Origin of the sequence: Pseudodonghicola xiamenensis DSM 18339, from assembly GCF_000429365.1 — a bacterium.
Lineage (GTDB): Bacteria > Pseudomonadota > Alphaproteobacteria > Rhodobacterales > Rhodobacteraceae > Pseudodonghicola > Pseudodonghicola xiamenensis.
This window is the reverse complement of the sequence record NZ_AUBS01000067.1, coordinates 1-6,520: the sequence shown is the minus strand read 5'-3', so window position 1 is coordinate 6,520 and position 6,520 is coordinate 1. Positions and strand designations below refer to the sequence as shown.

The 6,520-nt window shown below is 60.4% G+C and carries 5 protein-coding genes; all 5 read right to left on the bottom strand.

The genetic code is table 11. The features are described 5' to 3' along the window. Positions 1-273: 273 nt before the first annotated feature. A complete protein-coding gene (locus G455_RS0121780; protein ID WP_028095564.1) occupies positions 274-2,943 on the bottom strand; it encodes a primase-helicase family protein in 2,670 nt (889 codons plus the stop codon). Positions 2,944-3,066: 123 nt separating this feature from the next. Continuing rightward, positions 3,067-3,933 carry a hypothetical protein gene (locus G455_RS0121775; RefSeq protein ID WP_028095563.1) on the bottom strand — a complete coding sequence of 289 codons (867 nt, stop codon included), beginning with the start codon at positions 3,931-3,933 and terminating at the stop codon, positions 3,067-3,069. After that, a complete protein-coding gene (locus G455_RS0121770; RefSeq protein ID WP_028095562.1) occupies positions 3,933-4,121 on the bottom strand; it encodes a helix-turn-helix transcriptional regulator in 189 nt (62 codons plus the stop codon). The genes G455_RS0121775 and G455_RS0121770 overlap by 1 nt, the downstream gene beginning before the upstream one ends. Before the next feature lie 149 nt (positions 4,122-4,270). Further along, positions 4,271-5,008 carry a hypothetical protein gene (locus G455_RS0121765; protein ID WP_028095561.1) on the bottom strand — a complete coding sequence of 246 codons (738 nt, stop codon included), beginning with the start codon at positions 5,006-5,008 and terminating at the stop codon, positions 4,271-4,273. Beyond that, positions 5,005-6,195: a tyrosine-type recombinase/integrase gene (locus G455_RS0121760; RefSeq protein WP_028095560.1), complete on the bottom strand. Its 1,191-nt coding sequence runs from the start codon at positions 6,193-6,195 to the stop codon at positions 5,005-5,007. Before G455_RS0121760 ends, G455_RS0121765 begins: the two co-directional genes overlap by 4 nt. Positions 6,196-6,520: the final 325 nt, after the last annotated feature.

The window sequence follows — 6,520 nt, the reverse complement described above, 5'->3', positions numbered from 1 at the left end:
CCACGCATCGTCACCCTCACCACCGCTGCCGTGCCGGAAGTGAATCATGTTCTCAAAACCGCGTCGAGACCGGCCTTTTTCAGCAGCCTGCTAAACAATGGAGAAGGCCGGGCTCAGCTAGCGGTGGACATTTTGGACCGCGTTCAGCGGGTCACGTAGCCCCATCAAAAACCGCCCATACACCCGGTCGCCCCGTCGCGCTGCTCATCGCCCCCGAACGCCCGACAAGCCCCCTGTGACCGCGTCACAGCGAGGCTCTGGGCGGTCATGCGATCACTCGAGCGTCCATTCTGAATACGAGCCGTCGCCCCAGTCATAGGTTTCCACATTGAGGTGAGCGAGGAACGCAGCCCGTGCGTCTTGCAAAGGGGGCAGATGCAGGACCCGGAATTGTTGCGCCGACTGGCCGTTGACGGAAATGCGCTGGCGGGACTCCCCGAGCGCCACGGGCTTGAAGACCTTTCCGGGCTGGGGCGGCTTATAACCGATCTTGAGGTTATACTTGTTGAAGTAGTCGGAAAGCGCCGTGTTACGCACCAGCCAGTGCGTCCCATTGAACTGCGAGCAAACGGGTAAACGCCCATCTTCAAGGAAGCGCCGCAATATGGCCTCCGGCCCTACAACGGATTCCATTTTCTGCGCGTCCTTGGCCTCCGTGTAGGGCACGCGTTTGGGATTGAAGCCCGAGATGTCGCGGGTCTGTAAGGCGTGCATGAAGGCCTCAATCTCCTGTGGATACTGGTCATTGAACGGCCCCCAGAAATTCGGGTCGTTGGCGTGTTTCGGGGACACACGCAGCACGAACCACCGCCGATCATGGCGCGGCAGATGCGCCACCTGCTTCGCGTTCGAAGTGAGGAATACCCGCGCGTAGTTTCGGGCGGAAATCGCGGCAATGTGTTTGGGGTTGTAGGTCAGAATCTCATTCGTGATCAGGGCCTTGACCTTGCTTTCCAGAACCCGGTCGTTCGGGGCAACAGCTTCCTCGAAATGCAGCAGAACCTTGTTCATGGCCGCATCATTGTGCTTCCCGACAAGGGCTTCCGCGTCGGGCGTCGTTACACAGTATCGCGTCCCGAGTATCCGACGCAGCAGGTCAATGAATGTGGTCTTCCCGGTCCCTTCTTCCTCGCTTTGCAGTATGATCGCCGCTCCGGGGAGTTGCTGGGGCTTCTGCACCATGTGGGCGAGGTAGTTCAGCAGGTATTCAGATGCGACGTCGTCGCCGGAGCAGAGCACATGGCAGATCAGGTAGCGGATTGCTGACCAGTCACCTGCAACAGGGGTAGTCGCCCAGCCTCGGTAGAGATTGAGGACTCGCCCTGTTTCCACAGTGATTTCGCGCTCGGTCGTCTCGAAGTGCATTTCCTGGGCGACGTAGCGCCGCGAAGAGTCCGACTGGACCCAAGCCCTCGCCGCCGAAGTCAATTGCGGGCGTTTCTCCTCCTTGCTGAGTTCCCAACCCGACAAAAGCTTGTCGTTCATCTTCGCTTCGCAAAAGGCGTTGATTGACCATAGTACCTGCGCCCCGGTTTCGGGGTGGAACTCATCGCGAAACACCTTGGCCGATCCGCCGTAATTCTCCACGATGTAGTATTCTCGATTGTATTGCTTGAACCGATTTTTCCGGTTGATCTTCGACTCCTCGACCGCGCATCGGTTCATATACGCGTTCAGGTCCGCCACTTCCGTATCGGTGTCGCTCATGGTCAGAACGCGGGCGTCAGTCAGGGTCTTCGCAAATACCTCATCAACCCTTCGCAGCTCGTCCTGCAAGCGGTTCATCTTTTCGGGCCGCAGGTAGCGGAACAGCGGCGCGAGGTCTTCGGCAGGAAGCCCTGCGATCAGCCCTTCGGTGATCATGTTGATAGCGCGATCTTGCACCATGAATTGGACGTAAGGACTTTGCTGCCAAAGGTCCGTGAGCGTCAGGGGCTTGGTCGGCATGGCTGTTGTCTGGTTAGCTCGCCGCGTCGGTTCCGTGCGCTCAAGGGCCTTGGGCCATTGCGACGACCAAAGCCGTTCGACCTTCGCAAGCCGCGTCTCCCCGCCCTTGTCCTCGGCCATTTGGACGAATTTAGAACGGGACAGAACACGGAGGACAAGCTGCTCATCCGTGCAGAACTCCGCAGCGGTGTTGAGCAGGGCCGCGAAGGTGCCGGACCAATCGTTGATGCTCCGCCCCGTACGGAACGCCTCGCCGTGCTTGAACCGTTCGGCTGACAGGATGCTGATGAGCCGAGCCTCATCGCAGTGCGCGGGCGTCAGGGCGTCCACAGACGGGAGGGCCGCAGCCTCAGGGGGCGACCTGCGGGTCATGCTGTTGAGGATCGTGCGGGTCTGCGATGAAATGTCTGCGATCTCGGTGGTGCCTTCGCGGTGATCGCCCGTCAGCACGAGGCCGTGGCGGAACAGCAGGTCAACGTGAAAATGCGGATGTTTGGCATACGCTTTGTCGTGGCTCACATCGGGGGCGACCCCGATATAGTGCAGCCCGTTTCCCGAGCGCGACACTTCGCAGTAGGTGCCCGCTAGTCGTTCCTTGATCTGGCGTTGATACTCGTTTGCGTCGGCCCGATGCTCGGGCGTGACCTTGTCCAAATCATCAAGGTCGACGCAGACAAAGCTGTTCCCGACGCCGAGCACGAAGAACAATTCCACCCCGTCATTTCCTCGGCTCACGGCTGCAACCGCGTCCTCGAAAGAGCAGTGGTTTGCGGGGTCGTGCGGATCGGCTTTAGCCAAGCCATGTAGATGCCCGTTGCGGGTCACGCGATGCGGGACCTTGTTGATTGACGCCATCCACGACGGCGCAGACCGCAGCGCGTCGGGGACATGCTGATAGCGGGTCGCGCCCAAGGTCTCGGGGCTATCTGTGGAAACTTCGGGAAGGGGGCGCGGGGCGATTGCTGCCGCGTCAAATGGGGTGGTGAGTTTCGCCATGCTGCTGCCTCGAAAACTGAGCAAAACTGGCGATTTGTCTGGCATATGTCTGCGCGAAACACCTGCCAGAGCTTAAACCGTTCTGCTGGAGGGATTTATTGGTTTCGACCACCTGATGTGTTGTCAGGAAGTCGGATTTTGCGCCTTGGAAAGCTCGTGTTCGGCCTCTTCGACCATTTTGCCTTCGGCGATCTTGTGGAAGTGCGCGAGACGTGCCTCGTTGATGCCTTGCGTCATGGCGACTTGCTCAAGGGAGACCCTGCGGACCGCCGCGTCACGTTTCATCTCGCTCAGTCGCGTGCTGATGTGAAGCTGCATGTCCTTCGCGTGAGCCAGCGCATTGGCAAGAGCGTCGGGGCTACCGCCATTCACGCGTTTCGGCAGCGCAGCCGGGGGTGTGCTGACCGATCCGTCCGCAGGCGCGAACAGCACGGTCCCGTCCGATCCCACTAGCCGAGTGCGCTTCAACACAGCATCGGTGACGAGCGGGGCGAGGAAAGGGTAGTCGCTCACCATGTCGTCCATCGGGTTCACGGGGGACCCCGGCGTGGGCCGCATGTTGAACACCCGCGCTTCCTCTCGAAGCTGGACGGCCTCGTGCAATGCAGTGGCCAGAGCAGGCAGGCTTTCGAGAAACTCGGCCAGCTGCTTGCCGACCACATTGCGACGTTTCACCAGCCGTTCGTAGCGAGCCTTTTGGCGCTCATCGCGTTCCTGCACGGTGATTTGGTCCCGCAACTCGTGCAGACGTGGGATCGCACCGCTCAAACGTTCGAGCACGATTTCCGATGCATTCAGCCGCTGCTGGGCCGCGTCATGATCTTCGTCCGTCGCCGCAATGTCACCCAGGACGAGCTTGTCAGCTTTCACAGCCTCGGCCAGACGTTGGGCTTCTCCCTGCGCATCGGCGATCAGCCGCGCGATGCTTTCGCTGGTGTGCGAACTGCACTTGGTCAGTGCTTGGCGGATTTCAAAGGTGATATTGGACATTACCGCGCCGCCTCTTCCAGAGAGTCGATCCAGCCGACAATATCCGAGTAGCGCCATGCCACCGTGTTTGCGCTCGTCTTGAGGGGTTTGGGGAAGGCCCCGCGGCGGATCTGCGCGTAGAAGGTTGAAATCGACAGGCCGGTCATCTCGGCCACCTCTTTCGCCCGCAAAAGTTTGTGTTGTGTCATGTCCTTAGCCCTTGGCTGATTGCATGAAACAACGATAGGCGCCCCTTCGTGCGAGCGCGTCCCTCAAGTGCTCGCGACGATATGAGGGACAGAATTGCGGGCGATGGGTTTCCACAGTCGGGGGCCGCAAGCTCCCCCGGACACGAGAGTCAGGCGCGATGCGCGTCCCGCTCGTCCCAAGCTTCTTTCGCCATCTTCTTGGACAGCTTGCGATGCCGTTCCCAAACGTTCCGCGCACTGCCGTGGGACAAATTTAACGCTGGTCGTTCTCCGCCCTCATGGCGGGGGCCGATCTTGGGAAACTCTTCGTTCAACACGCGGACAACGATGCCGCAAGCGTCGTTGTCGGGGAGGCCGAGGCGCTCGTTTGCCTCGACCGTTGCGCGACTGGCGACTGCTGATAGCCCAAACTCGACCCTAAGGATATCAATCAGGTTCAGGATGAGTGCGTTGCGCTCTGCATCCATACCGTGCGCGTCGTCGGGCCTGTCTGTCTGGCGCAAGGTTCGAAAAAGAACGGACATGAAGGGTTGGGTGAGCCGACAGCTAAGGGCGACCTCATCGTATAGCCACGTTGCCGCATCATGGACTCGCGCGATTTCGCGCGAATGCTTGACCAGTTGCAGAAGGATGCGTTCCTGCTCGACGGACGATTGCTCAATGAAGTGCTGGAATGCGACGTTCGGTCCGCTCGGGAAGGGGAACCCGATTTCCGAGAACAGGGCGTCAATCTCCGGGGAACCGCGCCGTAACTCGATGTGTGCCCCGAACGGTTCGCGCTCAGAACGTGGCACCTCGGCTTCGGCAGGACGCCCCGCGCGTTTCGCCAGATAGGTTCGCACCCGCTGCTCTGCCGCCTCTACGGTTTCAGGGGACACGCGGCTCATGACGCGATGCTCACGACGTCTGCGGTTTCCTGCGTCACGAGCGCGGCCCAGTGGTCGAGGACGGCGGCGCGCGGCTTCAACTGCTGGGACTGGTTATAGACCCGGGCAACGGCGCTCGCTGCCGACCCGCTGGCCGCGTGGTTCAGAATGCGGTCCACGACGCTCTCAGACGCACCCGTCTCGGCCATGATGGTTGCGAACGCGGTGCGCAGGTCGTGGAAGGTCCACGGCTCCATGTCCTCGGGCAGTAGTTTGTCGAGTTGGCTCTTCACCTTTGAAAAGCCCGACACCGGGGTCGTGCCTGTGGTCGTGAAGAGCAGGTCCGGCGGCGTCTCGTTGTCGTTCTCAGGCTTGAACGCCTCGACCAGCGCGAACGCGGGGTCGGACAGGTGGACGATATGCGGCTTGCCGTTCTTGGTGCGGGCTGACGGCAGGTCGATCCGCTGGCGCTCGAAGTCGATTTCCCCATACCGCAGACCCGCAATGTCGTTGCGCCGCTGGGCTGTCAGGATCAGGAGGCGAATAAGGGGTTTCCACAGGGGAGATATGAGTTCGGTCGCGTCGTAGATCGCACGGACTTCCTCAAGCGTCAGCACCCGGTCACGGGGCTTCTCGCGGGTCGCGTTCGATAGGCCGGCCCCGATATTGTGGTCAGTGTATCCGCGCCGCCAGGCGAAGCCGGCGAAGGCACTCAACGCGGCCTTGTAGCGGTTCGCCAGAACCAGCGTTCCGGCCCCGGCAGTCTTGTCGATGAACTCTTGCAGGTGGCGACGTTCCAACTTGGAAATCGGTTCGTTGAGATGTTTCGCCAGTGCGGTGTTGAGCTGCCTGCGACGTTCCTTGCCCGTGCGAAGGTGTTCAAGGTGCAGCTTCTCATACGTGTCCAATACCGTGGAAACCGTCTGCTTGGTCGCGGCCTCGGCCTTGCGGTCGATGCCCTCCATCGCTTCCTTCTCGAGCGTCAGGGCCTTTTCACGTGCCTCGCCCAAGCTGATGACCGGGAACCGTCCGAGCGTATGGCTGCGCAGTTGCCCGCCCCGGATGCGCTTTTCGAAAACCCAGGTCTTGTTGCCGCTCGGGGCTACTCGCACCCTCAGGCCGACCCGTAGGCTGTCGGATACGTCGTAACGCTTTTCCTTCGGCTTCAACGCCGCCACCGACCGATCCGTCAATCTCACTCGGGACATGAGCCACCTTCCTGTCCGGTGTCTGCTCGAAGACATATAGCAGACAAATTTACACATCACGCGACGTCTCCGCTCGCAATGAATCGTAAGGCGCTGCAGTGTGTCAGACAAGGAAAAAGAAGGGTAATCAATGCACTAGATGGAGGTGGTCGCAACGTCTCGGAACGCATCGCAATGCTCGGACCTCATGCTTTGTAATCAGTAGGTCCGCGGTTCGAGTCCGTGTGGGGGGGCATTGTTGCAGAACTCTGGCTAGGAAGGATTCACATCGTGAATCCATGGCGTTAGATGGTTCGGATGAGCAAGCCCACAGCCGCCCGCTATC

Coding starts and splice junctions, on each gene's coding strand:
- G455_RS0121780 (WP_028095564.1), bottom strand. CDS start 2,943: ATGGCGAAACTCACCACCCCATTTGACGCGGCAGCAATCGCCCCGCGC.
- G455_RS0121770 (WP_028095562.1), bottom strand. CDS start 4,121: ATGACACAACACAAACTTTTGCGGGCGAAAGAGGTGGCCGAGATGACC.
- G455_RS0121760 (WP_028095560.1), bottom strand. CDS start 6,195: ATGTCCCGAGTGAGATTGACGGATCGGTCGGTGGCGGCGTTGAAGCCG.
- G455_RS0121775 (WP_028095563.1), bottom strand. CDS start 3,933: ATGTCCAATATCACCTTTGAAATCCGCCAAGCACTGACCAAGTGCAGT.
- G455_RS0121765 (WP_028095561.1), bottom strand. CDS start 5,008: ATGAGCCGCGTGTCCCCTGAAACCGTAGAGGCGGCAGAGCAGCGGGTG.